This is a genomic window from Halogranum amylolyticum (genome assembly GCF_900110465.1).
Taxonomy (GTDB): Archaea; Halobacteriota; Halobacteria; order Halobacteriales; family Haloferacaceae; genus Halogranum; species Halogranum amylolyticum.
The window spans coordinates 28,699-44,230 of sequence record NZ_FODV01000011.1 but is presented as its reverse complement, the minus strand read 5'-3'; the positions used below and the strand labels follow the sequence as shown (position 1 = coordinate 44,230).

General features: G+C 53.4%; 11 protein-coding genes. 8 read left to right on the top strand and 3 right to left on the bottom strand.

Annotated features, from left to right (window positions below; genetic code table 11):
* The first annotated feature begins 125 nt into the window (after nt 1-125).
* The gene (locus BSG17_RS16905) at nt 126-1,163 is read left to right on the top strand and encodes a Gfo/Idh/MocA family protein (RefSeq protein WP_089826202.1); all 1,038 of its coding nucleotides are present in this window, start codon (nt 126-128) and stop codon (nt 1,161-1,163) included.
* A gap of 28 nt (nt 1,164-1,191) precedes the next feature.
* A complete protein-coding gene (locus BSG17_RS16900; RefSeq protein ID WP_089826200.1) occupies nt 1,192-2,085 on the top strand; it encodes a Gfo/Idh/MocA family oxidoreductase in 894 nt (297 codons plus the stop codon).
* Nucleotides 2,086-2,155: 70 nt separating this feature from the next.
* On the opposite strand, the gene BSG17_RS16895 is transcribed toward BSG17_RS16900, so the two are convergent.
* Nucleotides 2,156-3,217, bottom strand: a complete 1,062-nt coding sequence (locus BSG17_RS16895) for a Gfo/Idh/MocA family protein (protein WP_089826198.1) — start codon at nt 3,215-3,217, stop codon at nt 2,156-2,158.
* Nucleotides 3,214-4,194, bottom strand: coding sequence for an LLM class flavin-dependent oxidoreductase (locus BSG17_RS16890; RefSeq protein WP_089826196.1), 981 nt, complete (start codon nt 4,192-4,194; stop codon nt 3,214-3,216). The genes BSG17_RS16895 and BSG17_RS16890 overlap by 4 nt, the downstream gene beginning before the upstream one ends.
* 228 nt (nt 4,195-4,422) lie before the next feature.
* Between BSG17_RS16890 and BSG17_RS16885 the strand changes: the two genes are divergently transcribed.
* Nucleotides 4,423-5,187 carry an IclR family transcriptional regulator gene (locus tag BSG17_RS16885; RefSeq protein WP_089826195.1) on the top strand — a complete coding sequence of 255 codons (765 nt, stop codon included), beginning with the start codon at nt 4,423-4,425 and terminating at the stop codon, nt 5,185-5,187.
* 335 nt (nt 5,188-5,522) lie between these two features.
* Here the strand turns inward: BSG17_RS16885 and BSG17_RS26150 are convergent, their stop codons facing one another.
* Nucleotides 5,523-7,286 (bottom strand): hypothetical protein, encoded by a 1,764-nt coding sequence (locus tag BSG17_RS26150; RefSeq protein ID WP_139246673.1) that lies wholly within the window; start codon nt 7,284-7,286, stop codon nt 5,523-5,525.
* Between the two features lie 287 nt (nt 7,287-7,573).
* On the opposite strand from BSG17_RS26150, the gene BSG17_RS16865 reads away from it, so the two are divergent.
* From BSG17_RS16865 to BSG17_RS16845, 5 genes are all read left to right on the top strand, one after another.
* Complete coding sequence (locus tag BSG17_RS16865; RefSeq protein ID WP_089826187.1) at nt 7,574-8,551, top strand: Gfo/Idh/MocA family protein; 978 nt, start codon at nt 7,574-7,576, stop codon at nt 8,549-8,551.
* Nucleotides 8,548-9,534: a Gfo/Idh/MocA family protein gene (locus tag BSG17_RS16860; RefSeq protein WP_089826185.1), complete on the top strand. Its 987-nt coding sequence runs from the start codon at nt 8,548-8,550 to the stop codon at nt 9,532-9,534. Before BSG17_RS16865 ends, BSG17_RS16860 begins: the two co-directional genes overlap by 4 nt.
* A 117-nt stretch (nt 9,535-9,651) precedes the next feature.
* A complete protein-coding gene (locus BSG17_RS16855) occupies nt 9,652-10,680 on the top strand; it encodes a Gfo/Idh/MocA family protein (RefSeq protein ID WP_170864835.1) in 1,029 nt (342 codons plus the stop codon).
* A gap of 84 nt (nt 10,681-10,764) precedes the next feature.
* Nucleotides 10,765-11,433, top strand: a complete 669-nt coding sequence (gene npdG, locus BSG17_RS16850) for an NADPH-dependent F420 reductase (RefSeq protein WP_089826181.1) — start codon at nt 10,765-10,767, stop codon at nt 11,431-11,433.
* A gap of 174 nt (nt 11,434-11,607) precedes the next feature.
* Nucleotides 11,608-15,528 (top strand): heparinase II/III domain-containing protein, encoded by a 3,921-nt coding sequence (locus BSG17_RS16845; RefSeq protein ID WP_089826179.1) that lies wholly within the window; start codon nt 11,608-11,610, stop codon nt 15,526-15,528.
* The last annotated feature ends 4 nt before the right edge of the window (nt 15,529-15,532 follow it).

Below are 15,532 nucleotides of genomic sequence, written 5' to 3'. Positions count from 1 at the left end.
TGATTCACCGGGTTCAGTTTCGATGAAAACTGTCCCTGATCCCCACACTTGCGCATCGATCGACAACTTGGGTCGCAAGTCGCTCAGCGAAAGGATTTACTGCTCGCGTGATGGTGAGATAACTAATGACAATTGACACGGGCCGTCCCGTGCGAATCGGGGTGCTATCAACGGCGCATGTTCACACGGATGAATTCGCAGGACTGCTTTCGCAACGTGAGGATGTAGAGTTTGTCGGACTCACCGATGACGACGAACAACGAGGTAGGAAAGCAGCCGACAAGTATGGGGTTCCGTTCATGAGCCGCGACGAGCTCTTAAGCAGATGTGACGGAGCTCTTGTGTTTTCGACAAACACCACACACGGAAAATGGGTTCGGGCTGCAGCAGCCGCCGGTGTCCACGTCCTCTGTGAGAAACCACTGGCAACAAACCTCGAAGAAGCACGTGATCTCGCTGTAACCTGCGAGACTGCTGGCATCAACCTCGCGATGTTGATGCCTCTTCCCTTTAGCGAGCCAGCCTGCCGGGCGAAACGGGTCTACGAAGATGGCGCAATTGGTGATCTCGCGATGGCAATCGGGACGAATCGAGCTCGCCTACGGAATCGTCACGAAACGGGATGGTCGGCAGACGTCGAACACGCTGGCGGTGGTGCGGTGATGGATCATACCGTCCACATCGTTGGTCTCGTCCGGTGGCTGACCGGCTGTGAAGTCGTCAGTGTGCACGCCGAACTTGCGACGATGCAGGACGGTCCAGAAACGGAAACAATCAACGTGCTTTCGATGGAGCTGGACGATGGTACGCCGTTTACGCTCGACGGATCCTGGGATAGGCCTGAGCAATGGCACTATTGGGGTGATGCCACTCTCGAGTTAATAGGTGATGAGGGCGACCTCTATCTCGATTGTTTCGACTATACCTTCCATGAGACGCGTGATACGGGGGACAACCAGGGAATATCCTCAATCTATTGGGGCGAAGAACCAAACATTGCTCTCCTGGATGATTTCTTACTCTCAATTCGGGAGGAACAGGAACCGAAAATATCGGGCCGAGATGGCCTCTACGAAGCAGCGGTCTGTCTCGCTGCCTACGAATCGGCAGCTGCGGGTGGCCCAGTCGCGGTTGAATATCCACCCATCGCGGAGGAAGGTTGAAGTCACAGTCACGTGATATGTGATCACTATGTACGAGTTAGGGGTTGTTGGCCTCGATACTAGCCACCCAGCTGCTTTCGCTGAGGTACTCACTAACTGCACCGATGCAACTATCGGTGCCGTCTGGGATGGCGGCAGAATCAGAGATAGTGACTACGTTGACGAGTTCTGTGCTGAGTATGATGTCCGACAGATGGACGACTTAGACTTGATGGCGGAGAGCGTAGATGGTGCAATGATACTCACCGTCGATTGGACGCGTCACGTTCCTCTCGCAACGAAGTTCCTTTCTGTCGGTGTTCCGACGCTGATCGATAAGCCGCTCGCCGGTGATGTTGGGTCAATTCAGTCGCTCAAAGCCGCAACGAAAGAAGCACCGCTCTTTGGTGGATCAGCTGTTCCGTTCCATCCTAAACTGACTACACTACCGGATGATAGTACCAAACGGATGGTTTTTGCTGCTGGCTACAACGATTTCTTCTACTATCGGACCCATCTCTCTGACACTGTTCGACGTCTTGCCGGTTCCCCTTGGATTACCGTTGAACGGACGGCCGATCCAGGGACGACGCTCCGCATCATCTTCGAGAACGGTGTTCATTCAATGATTCGATGCGATGGTAGAGCCGACGATGGCACTTTCGCTGTATTAGATGTCACCGACGATGGAACCCATGCAATCGAAATCAAGAGCGGCGAAAGCAACTTTGCTAATCTGTACCGGCCCTATCTGGAGAGTTTCATCGAGGTGATTCGTGGTGAACGCGACGACACTGAAACCTTACTTGATGCTGCATCTCTTGGTTTGGCTGTTGAGGCGGCACTTGACACCGACGAACAAGTCGAACCGGATGACGAGTTGCTTACCAATGTCAGAATGGACTCTGAGTCGTTCGTTGATTCCTACGAACCATATTACTGAGACTGACTCGAGGCAGTTGACAACGATACCGAAGGGAAGTTACCAAACTACGGAAAGAGGGACGGACGAATTACTTCTGTGCGACTTGTACCCATTCGCCGGATTCAGCCGACGCATAGATGGCATCAAGCACGCGGAGGACCTGCAACGCGTCGTTGAGGTCAGCGGGGTTCGTTGCACTGCCTTTACGGGCGGCGAGGAACTGTTCGAAGAAAGACAACCCCCAAGAACCGCCATAGCCCGGGGAAGGAGTGTACTCGTGCGTGACTTGGCGATGCGGTGTCGCACGCCATGCATCGGATGACGAGTCGAGTTCGAGAGTCGTCTCTTCATCGAAACCGAAGGTTGCACCCATGGGGTCCCAGCAGCTATGGCCTTCGTCTCCATATACGTTGAATGCCGTATCGTAACGTCCGTCGCGGAGATAGTAACCACAAGTGTGGGTACCGATTGCCCCACTTGCTGTTTCAATCTGGATTGTTGCCCCATCTTCGATATTAACCATTCTGTTCGTGTGGCGTGTGGTGGCATTGACACGCTTGATTGGCTCGTCGAGAATCCACGGTAAGAGATCGATCCAATGGACACCAAGCCACTGGACGATACCACCACGGCTCGCTGCTGCGTTGAAGAGGTAATGGTCAGTATCACGGTGCGAAAGGGCTGAGGCCACGAAACGTAAATCGAACCCGCGTACGTCACCGTAGAAACCATCAGCCGCCAGTTCTCTCAGATGGCGTGAGACGGGGTGGCCCCGCCAGGTGTAGGAGAGGCCTACGGTGACATCGCTGTTGGTGACTGTGGTTGCGACTGATTCCAATTCGGCCGCAGTCCGGCCAGCTGGCTTTTCGGTAAAGACGTCGACACCGCGTTCGACCGCGTCACGAATAATCGCCGGTGTGTCGCGGTTTGCAGCAGTTACCCAAAGTAAATCCACATCAATATCATCAAGCAATGCCCCACTGTCGTCGTAGTTTGGGATGTTAGTGAGCCGCTCTGTACCAGTGCTTGCTGGGGTTCCAGCGTACGGATTCGCGTACGCGATTACCTCAGCGTCGAGCTGTTCGATGCTCTCAAGATACGGCACACAGTGGTGATGATCAAGGCCGACGTAACCGATAGCAGTGGTCATCTGAATGCGGGGATAACTTCCTCCCCAAAGCGCTCGAGACACTTCATGGTCGGCTCTTGTGGTTGGCCCGGGAACTGAACGCGGACGAGGATATGATCGACCCCCAGGTCCTCGTAGTTACGGATTTCATCGATACACTCCTCTGGCGATCCGATGATGAACTTCTCGTCGAGTTCAGTCCAGTCGACCTCAACATTGTGTTCATCCATATATGTCTGCCCATAACGTGCATATATCTCATACAGATTGAGCAGGTACGGTTCGATGGCAGCACGAGCCTCTTCGGTAGAATCGGCAACAAAGCAATCCCGCATCAGGATAACATCGTTCTTCGAGCGATCCATCTCGAACTCATCGAGAGAGTCCTCATAGAACTCGATCTGATGTTCTAGATCTTCGGTGGTTGAGGAGGCAGAGGCAATCCAAGCGTCGCCTCGGTAGGCAGCACGTTTGATTGCAATATCTGCATGCCCACCAATCCAGATAGGAACGTCACTTTTCGGTGGAGGAGTGACGAATGCGTCTTCGTACTCCCAGAAGTCCCCCTCATGGGAGACACGCTCACCGTCGAAGAAACGGCGGAGGAGGCTAATGGATTCAAGGAAACGGCCAACGCGCTCATCCATATCGACACCGAACGCCTGTAGTTCACGTTCTCGATATCCGAGTGCAGCACCGAAGGCAGCCCGGCCATCACTAAGCCGGTCGATGGTTGTGAACTGCTCAGCTAAATTGAGTGGCTCGTAGAGAGCTGGAAGCATTGCGGCAGTACCGAGTTCGAGCGAGTCTGTACGGGCAGCGATGGCTGCAAGTGCAGTAACTGGTTCAACAAACCCTTCATCGTGGACGTGTCGTTCACCTACAGTCGCAGAGTCGAACCCAACAGACTCCATCAGTTCGGCTTGTTCGATGAGATGAGTTTCATCGAAGACGCGGTCCTCGGTATGATACTGGTTGAGAAAGACCCCGAACTTCATGAAGACTCAACCTCCACGGTGACAATACGGCTACGGGACTGACGGGCAGGTTTGCTAGTCCACTGCATGTCACTGCTATTTGGCTCAGCTGTATTATAGATTGGGTCGGTGCAACCCCTTCCGAGAAAGTGGCTGGGTGAGAGATACGACAATACATAGATGAGTTATTTCGAGATGACTGTTTTTTTCTCCCAAACACTTATGACAGAGATTATCAAACAATAGCCTATGGCAACGAACGATGCCCGCAACCCGGTCAAAACGGTCCAGACCGCCCTCGAGATAATCGAGGTAGTCCAGGAGCGTGGCTCAATCGGTGTGACAGAGCTCTCCGAAGAGTTGGGACTCTCAAAAGGACCTACCCACTGCCACCTTTCGACACTCCGGCAGAATGGGTATGTTGTCAAAGACGGTTCGAAGTACAAGCTGGGCCTTCGGTTTATCGATGTTGCCCATCACGTGCGGAACCGCAACGAAATCTACGACCTTGTTGAGGATGAGGTAGATCGACTCGCCGAAAAGAGTGGCGAGATGGCACTGTTTACTGTCGAAGAACAGAATCAGGGGGTTTGTTTGTACAAAGCTCGCGGTGCAGATGCCGTACAAACTGAACTCTATGTTGGGTATTACAACGCCCTCTATCACACAGCTGTCGGCAAAGCCATCCTCGCGTGCAAGTCACCGGAGAAAATCGAGCAGTACCTCGCTGACACTGACTTAGAGGCATTGACTGACAAAACAATAACGAGTCCACAAGCCCTTCGTTCAGAGCTCGAAGAGATACGCGAGACAGGCTTTGCATACAACAAAGAGGAAAGTATAAACGGATTAACTGGTGTGGGTGCCCCTATCCGGAACCAAGACGGGACCATCTACGGCGCCATCGGCGTTATCGGCCCTGCGAGCCGAATGAGCGAGGATCGGCTTGACGAAGTTGCCGAGATGTTGTACCACGCAGTGAACGTGGTTGAAATCAACGCGACCTCCCTTTAGCCGGTTTTTTACTGCCAAACAGGCTATCTGTTGTCTCTGACTTCACGTAGCTGTCCTCAAAGAATGTGATCGGCATTAGTCATCTCTCATTCAGTTCGGAGTTCCCATGACACAACTACAACTGTAATTTCTAGATTAGGCTGTTTTTTCATCCAAAACGAGGACATACTGTTTATATGTTGTCATTTAACATCTCAATGCCTCACAACGGGTGCGTGACGATAGGACTGAGATTCACCACTATTTGTCTCGATAAAACGAACGCAGGAAACAGGATCATAGTCGTCGAATCAACGGATGGCATTGTGCGACCAACTCGCATAGTTCGTCGGTGATTATTCAAAAGAAAGTTGACACTGAACACCGTCCACGTCTAGCGTGACAATTGTTTCGCCGAATGAGACATGACAGTAGGGGTCTCGGTAGCGTGCTCCACTCGCCAGCGGTAGCTTCTGACTATCTACAATGAACGGGTCATCCCAGCCGAAGGAAATCTCACCAACAGACGGAGAATCATACGAGAGACTGTCCGCATCACCAGTTATCGTTTCAGAGGTTACGTTCTCAACAAACTCGTCGAATGGACCGTGGGTTTCACGACGGCCCACTTCACAAATCCACGCGACGCTCTGATTGTCCACAACGAGGTCGTAGGGAAGTAAATCGTCAAGGCCAAGCAGTTCACAGATATCGGCTTTCGGGTCACACCAACGGGTCTCCTGTGGTGTGCCGATAGCGACGTATCCATTGTGTCGGCGTCCACAGACCCAGTCTCCCTGTTCAACCCACTCTTCGAACGCAAACCGTGGCACATACGCGTGCGTATACGGGAACGCAGCGAGAGATTCGTCAAACCCCGGGATGTCTGGGGTCAGATACGGTAGCTGACCAATCTGGTAGAGGACGACGCAGACTCCTTTATAGGCTGCAGCCCGTGGGAGTACACCGTTACATGCCCAATAGCTGTTCATGCTTGTGTCTGGCCCACCCTGTGGATGGTTGGTAAACACCAGTGCACGCTCACCGAGGCTTGCTTGCCAGATGTGTTGCTGAAAGCCAAACGTCCCCGGACGATAATCCTGCGCACAACTCAACACATAATCCGGAGTGCGGAACGTCATCGTATTGACCCGGGTCAGTGCCGTATTATTTGGGTCGGGAGTGTACTTGGGTCTCTTGGCTTGGTTGCGGTGATAGCGGACTGCCGGCTCGATCTCGCCATACCGAAGCCGGTAGTTGGGCGAACAAACTTCTAGAGCAGTCTCTACGACGTCGCGATGACCCATGACGAGTTCTCCCCAGAAGAACAGCGTGTCCTCGGGATCCTTCGGATTGATACCAAACTCAGGTGCTTCTTCGACATCAAGGCCATGGCGCTCGATGTGAAGCAACTCTGCTGGTTGGTCGCGACCGATAGCACGAATAGCAGCTGGTATTCGATGGTCCCCAGTGGCGAGTGCTATTGCACCCAATCCGAGCGTATTCGGTGGTTCGCCGTTTCCCCACCCGAGATAGCAGACTGGAGCAACGGGCTCGAGCTCGGGATTGAGGACGGCGTCGGCATAGGCGCGACCATGTGTCGTCATAAGATGCCCTTCGAAGCTGTTGACGGCTAATTCATAACATATTATATTAACGAGGAAACCTGCTCGTCGGCAAAGGTCAGCACTGGAAGCGTACTCGGCAACATTGAGAAGTGCGACAAGATCCTCGTCATAATACTGATTCGAGAGCCATTCGCTAAAGCCAAAGCGTGCTCGCCAATCGAGCCAGCGAGTAAGCCGTTCGGCGGCCCGATCATGGTGCCACGCACCAGTCTCACCGGTGACAGTGAACGTTTGATTGGCAAGAAGCGCACCTGCGAGCAATTCAGCAGCACCATACAATACTTGATGATTCTCGGTCGAAAACCACATCTCTGTTTCTTCATCCTCAAACCAGTATACTGCGTCCCGCAGTGTCTTGTCGATCGCACTACGAATTTCGGAATCGATATCGTCTTGATACCGATATCGAATGCGCAGCAGAGCGTGAAGGCCGAAATCTGCACAATCAGAGCGACTATCTATATGATCAATAGTAGCGTAGATGTGATCCATGTCGATCGATGGTCCATCCATCCCACGTCGGTGGTGCTCAAGTGGGGGGAGAGTCAAATACGCACGCGAGTGAGCCTCCACCCCGTTCGGCTTTCGCGGGGGGATTTCGCTGTTTGGGGGCGAAGAGTCGCTCTTCATGAGTGCGTCTAGGTAGGCGAGACGACGTTGGTCAACAGTGGGGTCGGACATGGTAAACGAGATTCTTCGAACGCATCCAGGTCATCACTCTGTTCTCACTTAACGATTCAGCCGGGTTGTTTATTAAGTTGTCAAGTGATGCAAGTACTATGACCACAGTTGCTGTCGTGGGGACAGGTTTCATGGCCCGCACGCACCTCGAGCGCTTTGCCGAGATGGAGGTCAACGTAGTTGGCGTAGCCTCACAGTCCCGACCTGATCAGTTCGTCACTGATCACGGTCTTGATGCAACTCCGTACACAGATGTCGAACAGATGTGTCACGATCTAGAGCCAGACTTCATCGACATCTGTACCCCGACAGATACTCACCGCAACTTCATCGATATGGCTGCAGAAGTCGGCTGTGATGCGTTTCTCGAGAAACCAGTAGCCGGGTCGCTTCGCGAAGCGCAGGCTATTGCTGATGCTGTTGCCGACGCAGAGATCACGTGCATGGTCGGTCATGTGCTTCGGTTCTTCCCTGAGTACGAGCGGGCAAAATCCATTGTTGATAACGGTCAGATCGGCACGCACGGCGTTGCACGGGCTCGGCGCCTCTCACCATTCCCTGACTGGGGAACCGATGACTGGTACGCCGACCGCAGCCGCTCGGGTGGCGTATTCGTTGATTTAGCTATTCATGATCTTGATTTTCTCCATTGGACATTCGGTGACGTTACTCGTGTCTTCGCCCGACGGCAACGCCGCGATCAGCAGGAACACGGCTTCGTTACCCTTCGGTTTGAGAGTGGTGCTGTCGGATACGTCGAAGCATCATGGGCACAACCAGCATCTCGAGAGTTAACAAGTGAGCTTGAGCTCGCCGGTGACGATGGATTGATTGAACTCGATTCAACAGAAGCAGTCCCATTCCGTGAATTTCACGACGAGAGCAACAGCATGGAGAACACCCTCACTCGAGATGGATATCGGCGAGAACTAGATCACTTTATCGAATGTCTCTCCACAGAGACCACACCGGCAGTGACCGTTGACGATGCCATCTCTGCGCTTCGGCTCTCACTCGCAGCTCAGGAATCTGCCAAACGCGGACAGCCGGTTTCTCCCATTGAGGTACAGCCATGACGATCCGTGTCGGAATCCTCTCGGCTGCGCATGTCCACACTGACGCATACGTAAGGGGACTCTCCCAACTCGACAATGTCGAACTCGTGGGTATTGCCGATGAAAATGCGAATCGCGGTCAGGAAACGGCCGCCCGACATAAGATCGAATATCTGGACACCGGCCGTCTACTCGAATATATCGACGCGGGCGTTATCTGTGCAGCCAATGTTGATCACCTCTCTTGGGCAAAACGTGCAGCTAAGGCTGGTGTGCATGTACTCTGCGAGAAGCCACTCTCAGTGACCGTCGAGGAGGCCGAAGAGATTGTTGCCCTATTTGATGAAGTGGACGCTTACCTTGGCATTGCCATGCCGCTCCGATTTAGCGATTCTGTACAGCGTGCTGCCCAACGTCTTGACGATGGTGCCCTTGGTGACCTCCTCGCAGTTTCTGGAACGAACCGAGGTCAGATGCCTGGTGGTTGGTTCACTGACCCGCAGACCGCAGGTGGTGGTGCGGTAATGGACCATACGGTCCATATCGTCGATCTGGTTACTTATCTCACTGGCTGCACAGTCTCCGAGGTCTACGCTGAGGTCGACACACGGTTCCACGACATAGCCGTTGACGATGTCAATGTCCTCTCAATGAAGCTCGAGAATGGCGCCGGATTCCTCCTCGATGGCTCTTGGAGCAAGCCCGACGAGTGGCACACATGGGGGGATGCGACACTTGAGTTCGTTGGTGAATCTGGAACGATTGCTGTTGACTGTTTCGACCAGACGCTTTGGCACACAACCGACACAGGTGACGAGAGCGGTGTGAGTAGTGTCTTTTGGGGAACAGACCTCAATCAAGAGCTACTAAAAGACTTCATTACTGCCGTTCAGGATAATCGCCCTCCAGAGATTACGGGAGGAGAGGCAGTTCACGCTGTCGCTGTCGTGGAAGCGGCCTATCGATCAGCAACCTCGGGTGACCCCGAGGTAGTCGAATTCTGATTTTCGGAGGGAGCTTATCGACAAAAGAGTTGAAATCAAGTGAACTCTCTGTAACCGTGAGGACCCACACTCGTCACCGGCGATAGGCATATGTCATCTACCCGAGAATGCTATGGTATGAGTCTCAGGGTAGCTATCCTCGGAACCGGTCCTGATCCTAGCGGCGACAACGATCATGACGGCTATTCGATGGGTTATCGTCACGCACACGCCTACCGTGAAATTGACAACTGCGAGATTGTTGGGTGTGCTGATCTTGCTTACGAGCATGCAGTTGCATTCACTCACCACTTCAACCTCTCCGAAGATGCAGCTTACACGGACCATATCGCAATGCTGGATGAGACCACCCCAGATTTGGTGAGCGTCTGTACACCACCTGGAAGCCACCGACAGCTGGTCGCCGACTGTGCTGAAGCCGGTACAGCAGTTCACTGCGAGAAGCCGATGGCACAAACATGGTCGGACTGTACAGCACTCGTTGAAATCTGCGATGATGCAGGCGTCCAATTGACGTTCAATTTCCAAAATCGGTTCCGTCCTGCAGTCCATGAAATAGAGCGGAGGCTGGAAAATGGGGCCATCGGCGAGGTTGAACGTGTCGAAGTACGTCGCGCAGACCTCATGCAGACAGGGATCCACAATCTTGATCTCGCCACACATTTTGCTGGTGATGTAAATCTTGAGTGGGTGCTGGGTGCAGTAGACGCGACGTCGGAACGAAAATGGTACACCGACATGTACGCCGAAGACCACAGTGTTGGACAGTTCCGCTATGAGAACGGAGTTGAGGGGCTGGTTGTTACTGGTGAGGGAACTGATGAGGCACTGTCGCTTGTCCGTGTTGAGGGAGCGAGCGGAACGCTTGAACTGACGTTCTGGTCAGAGACTCCACTCCGTATCCGTCGTGACGGCACCGACTGGGAGTCGGTCGACGTCCCAGACGGAAACGCCCAAGTGGACGTTTGTCGTGACGTTGTAGAATCACTCCGTGATGGAGGTCCCTCTCAGGTGCGAGCAGAGCGTGCGCTTCGAGTAACAGAGCTTGTCTTCGGGCTTTGGGAGTCAGCGCGCCAACGCCGCCGTGTGAGCTTTCCCATCACGATCCAAGGAAATCCACTGGAAGAGCTAATCGAAACTCGATAGTGGACTAATCCAACCGCTGGAACCTCTGTTGTATCTTTCGGTAGTATAGAAAGATTAACATAATACTGTGGTACAAACAGAAGTATGCAAGTCGCATTACTAGGTGGAACTGGTGATATCGGTGAGGGGCTCGCGCTACGCTGGGCGTACCACACAACCCATGAGGTAATTATCGGATCCCGGGATGCCGAGAAAGCCAGACGGAAGGCTAACGAGTACAAAACAGAACTTGAGAGCCGTGGTGAAGAGACAGAGATTGCAGGGTTCGATAACAAAACAGCCGTCAAACACGCTAATGTAATTGTGCTCGCAGTTCCACCGTACCATATCACCGAGACAATTGAAACAATCGCTGACAGCCTCGCTGAAGGGGATGTTCTTGTGACACCAGCGACGGGAATCAAGCGTGACGACGATGGGTTCCATTACCATCGGCCACAAGCAGGGAGCGTTACTCAACTCGCTGCCGATGCGAAACCTGACGAAGTGCCGCTCGTCGGCGCATTCCACAACCTCGCGTCGGGCCGATTGGCTGACCTCGACGTGGACCTCAATGTTGATACGCTCCTCGTGGCAGACGACGATGATGCCAAAGAGACCATCCGAAAGCTTGCCCAAGGGATCGAAGGATTGCGACCACTCGATGCAGGGAGCATCGCCAACGCCGCAGAGATTGAGGCACTCACCCCGCTGCTCATCAACGTCGCGATGAACAATCAGGGGATGCACGATCTCGGTATTCGCTTCCGCTGATTGTGGTACCGTTACGGGCAATATACACTGAATGAAGATTGTACAGCGAGGCTGCGCACCCGTAACGAGAGACTACATGAAACTGTGACGCTTATTGTGATCATGATTCTTCTAATATATCAGTAATACTAATAGAAAAATTTATAATAATATAGCATAATGTGTAGTTGAAGTATGAGGAACGATAGCATTGACGATACGGAGAGCGACAGCTGGAGTACCGAACTAAACGGCGAATGGCTCGAAACCCTGAACCCAGGAATCGGCCGGAGAGATTTCCTCAAAACGTCGAGTATCGCGGCACTCGGGACACTCGCGTCAAGTGGTGGGGCAACTGCCGCAGCCTCAACCGGTCAGAAATCACGAGTCACGTACTACACGAACGAGAAACGACAGGCCGCCCAGAACAACATCGACCGCTATGACTGGGCTCGAGCCGAAGCAGACGACGCGATTGCGGCTGCAGACGCTGTTCTCAATCAGTTCACCCTCGACGATCTCTGGAACTATCTCGGGTCACAGGACATCCCTCGTGCGGGATTCCTCGCGTCGGGAACTGCAGGATACTACCCATGGTCAAGTGAATGGGGTCCAGCATCTCCCGCGGCTGGCGTGAGTTATGCGACGAAGCCGGGTAAACAGTGGAAAATCACAAACGGAGAATACACGCTCCCAACGAACGACTTTGCAGCTTACCGCGAGAGTGGTCGTAACGATGAGGGGAAGTTTGACCCATCTCTCGCAGATGACTCACTGCTTGTCAATGAAGAACACCCTGAGATGGGTGAGATGTGGGGTGTGGATGATGGGACTGGTTGGGTGGATGAAAACGGTGACCTCGGTGAAGACGGAGTTCGTTGGGTCCCGGTCGCGTGGGCGCACCATTGGAACGTCGTCTATGGGTTCCGTTCAATGCTCACTCCCCTGTTCAAAGCGTATCTCTTTACCGAAGAACAGCAGTATGCCCGTGCAGCAACTGTCATTCTTGATCGGCTCGCCGACGTTTACCCGGAGATGCAACTCCAAGATACGGTGTACTTTGAAGAGGGAGGCTACACCGAGTTGAACGGGTTGCCGAACCCCTCGCATGGAGGAACCGGGAAGGGGAAACAGATCGGTTCCATCTGGGAGTCCTATTGGGTGAAGGCAATACTTCGATCGTACGATGCGATTTGGCCGGCTATCGAGAATGACCCTGAGCTCGTTGCATTCCTCAGTGAGAAGGCTGCGGCGTATCCTGGCCTCACAGAGAAAGACTCTGCGACAGCAATCAGGACGAACATCGAAACCGGTATCGTCAAACAGATCCTCCCCGCGTTCAAGAACGCCCAAATCCGAGGGAATTTCGGAAGTCACCAGAAGACATTGGCACTTTCCGCAGTCGTTCAGGACACCCCCGACGACTACACGGGTGATGCAATCGACTTCCTGTTCAAGGCCGGTGGCCTCGAGTTCGAAAGCACTGGCGAGCCGTTCGGGAACTGGTATATTACCGGTGGTGATGTGCTTGCGCGAATGCTCAGCGACTTCGACCGTGACGGACACGCCAACGAGGGAAGTGTCCACTACAACAGTATCGTCGCAAGTGGGATTCAGGGGACGGCCGACGTGTTGAACGGGTACGATGCCTACGACGGAGCTGACCTCTACAAGAATCCGGTCTTCAAACAAATTTTCCAGACGCAACCGCAGCTGACGTTCCTAAACGAGTTTGTTCCACGCTACGGTGATACTGGTGGGACCGGCAAACCAGGGTTCACAGACATGATCGACCCAGAGAACCTAATTCGGGGATACGAAGCCTATGGTGATAATGACCTCGTTCAGTGGCTCTATCTCCGAAATGGTAAATCGACAGAAGGGCTTCGAGGAGATATCTTCGATAAGGAGCCTAATTCAGTAAGGGAGGATCTTCTGGCTGTCCTTGATGCGGAAGGTCCACTCGACCTCGAGAGCACACATCTCCCCGGATTTGGATTCACTGCACTCCGAGCAGGATCGACCACCGATGGAACCGCACGTGGTATCTGGACCTACTACGGACGAAACGCGTACGGTCCCGACGAAGGCTATGGCACCAGCCACTGTCACCGCGATACACTCAACCTCGGCCTCTACGCCTATGGGATGTCGTTAGCACCAGATCTCGGATACCCTGAGGAGACTGGTGACTGGCCGAAGCGATGGAACTGGACAGCGAACACGGTCAGTCACAACACAGTGGTCGTCGATGAACACAGACAAGACAAACAATGGGTCTCGACACCGAAGCGGTACGACCACACTGACCGCATCCAACTATTCGATATCGACGCATCGAACGTATACGAGGAAGCAGAGACATATCGCCGGACATCCGCCCACATTTCAGTCGATGAAGGGTCTTCGTACACGGCCGACTTTTTCCGCGTTGATGGGGGTGACGATCACCACTTTAGCTTCCACGGCGCAAAAGTTCCCGTTGACGAGTTCCGCTACGATCTCCGTGATGGAGTCACTGAGTTTGTTGTCCGTGAGGGGACTGGGAGTGTCGAGGCAACACGCGAAGACGCGTACGACGGCAGCTGGTCGACGCGCGTGTACGACCCTTCGGGTGACCTCCACGAGTGGCGAGGGCTCGCTGTTGACGCTGGAAGCACTGCCGTCGATGTGACGGTCAATATCAACTCTGCCGTCACCGGCTACCACGAGTACTGGCACCACGCACACATGGTCTACCTCGGACAGGACGCTGATGGGCGCCACGTCTGTGCCGGCATCGGCGACCAGGGCTCAGATCCCGCTCCAAGACTCGGAATCTACTACCCAGAGAGTAACGAGTGGAGTGATTTCGACAGCATTGACGCTTGGGAGAAGGGGAGATGGTATAGACTGTCGGTCTCGAAATCCGAGACAGCCGTCGATATTTCGCTTGCCTCACCAGAAGATGATTCTGTTCACGCTAGCGGCTCGTATGCGTTAACAGCTACTACTGATACGAAGATTGGTATTTTTGGCGGCATCGGGAAGGGACAAACGGGTGGACTCTACTTCGATGGCTTCACTGTGAATGGAAGCAGTATCGAGTTCTTCAACACTGAGTTTGTCGAGCAGGAAGGACTCACAACAGCAGGTCTCAACCTAACTGCCCAGAACGGTGGCACGTATGCTGGTCCTGATATCCCAAAACCTGGACACGGTGAGGACAGTGCGTATAACAGAGAGGTCGGAAACGGGTTTAACTACCTCTACAATGTTGAACGCGACGATGAACCTGGGAGCAGGTTTAGTGTCGACTGGGACCTCCGTGACCATTGGGATGTCCGCGACGATAACGCAAAACCGTTGCATCTTAGATTAACGATGCTGGCTCAATGCGACGATGTCGCGATTGCCAATGGTGACCCGCCGCAACGCTGGGGTAATCCAGAGACATTCAAATACCTCATTGCTCACCGTTCGGGGTCGGATCTTTCGTCAACGTTTACCTCAATTATCGAACCGTACGAGGATGAACGACTTGTTGAGTCCGTGAGTCGAATTCCGATCGAGAGTGACGACCCAACTGCACGTGCAATCAAAGTGAAACTCACGAACGGACGAATAGATTACATCGCTAGTGCTACTGACCACGAGACAGAACACATCGTTGGGGATACTTTCTCGTTTGTCGGCGCATTCGCAGTGTACTCCACAACCGCGGATGGTGAACATGAGCAAGCCTATCTCAATGATGGGAAACTTCTCATCGCCGATGGTGACCAACTCATTCACCAGCCGCTCGGACGGTTTAAGGGAGTAGTTGATGACTTCACTCGGGAGCTCACACTTGACAACGAACTGCAGGTCACGATTACGGCTGGGCCAGGTGGCCACCGAAATATCGAGGATGCTGTCGGTTCGTGGGTCCACGCTGAGGCAGTTGACATGCGAAATGCAACGTATGAAATTGTTGGTGTCGAATCGACTGGCGCTAACACGGCTACGCTGAAAATCGGTGAACGAACGACTGTTAAAGAGTTCAAGGACCCCACGGACCCGAATGGGGGGTACGAGTACCTGATCAAAGAGAACGGGCAGTTCGTTATTCCATTGCACACAATCTGGACGCCCTGAAAGT

Excerpts from the sequence above, each read along its gene's own strand:
- BSG17_RS16905 (WP_089826202.1), top strand. The coding sequence starts at position 126 with ATGACAATTGACACGGGCCGTCCCGTGCGAATCGGGGTGCTATCAACG.
- BSG17_RS16900 (WP_089826200.1), top strand. The coding sequence starts at position 1,192 with ATGTACGAGTTAGGGGTTGTTGGCCTCGATACTAGCCACCCAGCTGCT.
- BSG17_RS16895 (WP_089826198.1), bottom strand. The coding sequence starts at position 3,217 with ATGACCACTGCTATCGGTTACGTCGGCCTTGATCATCACCACTGTGTG.
- BSG17_RS16890 (WP_089826196.1), bottom strand. The coding sequence starts at position 4,194 with ATGAAGTTCGGGGTCTTTCTCAACCAGTATCATACCGAGGACCGCGTC.
- BSG17_RS16885 (WP_089826195.1), top strand. The coding sequence starts at position 4,423 with ATGGCAACGAACGATGCCCGCAACCCGGTCAAAACGGTCCAGACCGCC.
- BSG17_RS26150 (WP_139246673.1), bottom strand. The coding sequence starts at position 7,286 with ATGGATCACATCTACGCTACTATTGATCATATAGATAGTCGCTCTGAT.
- BSG17_RS16865 (WP_089826187.1), top strand. The coding sequence starts at position 7,574 with ATGACCACAGTTGCTGTCGTGGGGACAGGTTTCATGGCCCGCACGCAC.
- BSG17_RS16860 (WP_089826185.1), top strand. The coding sequence starts at position 8,548 with ATGACGATCCGTGTCGGAATCCTCTCGGCTGCGCATGTCCACACTGAC.
- BSG17_RS16855 (WP_170864835.1), top strand. The coding sequence starts at position 9,652 with ATGAGTCTCAGGGTAGCTATCCTCGGAACCGGTCCTGATCCTAGCGGC.
- npdG (WP_089826181.1), top strand. The coding sequence starts at position 10,765 with ATGCAAGTCGCATTACTAGGTGGAACTGGTGATATCGGTGAGGGGCTC.
- BSG17_RS16845 (WP_089826179.1), top strand. The coding sequence starts at position 11,608 with ATGAGGAACGATAGCATTGACGATACGGAGAGCGACAGCTGGAGTACC.